Genomic DNA, 1,129 nt, shown 5'->3' with positions numbered 1-1,129 from the left:
TCGCGGCTTCACGCCGATACTCCGGCGTGTACTTCTTGCGCTGTTGGCTCACAATGAACATCCTCTCCTACGGACACAACATCCGTACAAGTTGGGTGTCCACTAAACGAGGGTAACCTCAGAGGCACAAACACATTCCAAGAGGCGCCGTGGACGTGGCGTCGCCTCCCTTTCCCGGTGATTGCCGCGGTGGAAGGCTATTGCTTTGGCGGTGGCGTGCAGATCGCTTGTGGTGCGGACTTTAGGTTTACGAGCAATGACGCCCACTGGTCAGTGTTGGAAGCGAAATGGGGTCTGGTGCCGGACATGTCGGGGATCATGTCCCTGAAGCAGTTGCTGCCGATTGACGAGGTGAAGCGGCTGGCCATGACCGGGGAAATCTTCTCCGGGGAGCGTGCCGCGGAGCTAGGCCTGGCCAAGGCCGTGGAGGATCCGCTGGTTGCGGCGGAGGAGCTGGCACGGCAGATCATTGAACGCTCGCCGGATTCGGTGGCGCTGGCAAAGAAGCTGGTGGACGAGACGTGGGAGTCCGGCGAGCGGCGGACTTTCGCCCGCGAGCGCCTGCGCCAGGCGCGCCTGCTGGTGAGCAAGAACGCCGAGATCGCGCGGAAGGCCGCGCAGAAGAAGATCCCGCCGAAGTTCCGCCCGCGCGCGGTGCGCTAGAGGAGCTAGTCTGCGGGAGTGTCCTCCGGGCGCCAGGCGATGGGCCCGCGAGGAAGTAGTTCGGGCCGGAAGGTTGGCAGCAGTGCGGCGGGCGTGATGCCCCCGGCTGCTCCCGCCGCCGAGATGTCCACCGCTTCGCCGAGCGATTCCGCGATCCACCGCATCATCCCTTCCGCCCCGCCGGGAAAGTCCCGCAGCGTGACGGCCCCGTCCCGCTTCGCCAAGCGCTTCCCATCCGGCCCTAACACCAGCGGAACGTGCACATACTCCACCGGCGGCAACCCCAGCAGGTGAGCCAGATACGCCTGCCTCGGAGCGGAACTCAGCAGGTCGTCCCCGCGCACAACCTGCCCCACCCCGGCCAGCGCGTCGTCGACGACCACGGCCAGGTTGTAGGCATAATCCCTGTTCACCGGCCCGCCCGGCGCGCCGGCCCCCGCCCCTCCGTCCGCGCCCGCAGCTCTGC

Annotated in this window: 1 protein-coding gene and 1 pseudogene; one reads left to right on the top strand and one right to left on the bottom strand. The window is 66.6% G+C overall.

Annotated features, from left to right (window positions below; genetic code table 11):
• Positions 1–120 precede the first annotated feature (120 nt).
• Positions 121–663: pseudogene (locus MHX52_RS10320) on the top strand (crotonase/enoyl-CoA hydratase family protein); the annotation flags it as partial.
• A 5-nt stretch (positions 664–668) separates the two neighbouring features.
• On the opposite strand, the gene MHX52_RS10315 reads toward MHX52_RS10320, so the two are convergent.
• Positions 669–1,129, bottom strand: a 461-nt coding sequence (locus MHX52_RS10315; protein ID WP_239318099.1) for a glutamate--tRNA ligase family protein, incomplete at its 5' end; no start/stop codon positions are given.

The sequence above is a fragment of the Corynebacterium sp. ACRQJ genome (assembly GCF_022346045.1).
Lineage (GTDB): Bacteria > Actinomycetota > Actinomycetes > Mycobacteriales > Mycobacteriaceae > Corynebacterium > Corynebacterium evansiae.
The sequence above is the reverse complement of the archived record's forward strand: the minus strand, read 5'-3'. Positions and strand labels throughout refer to the sequence as shown.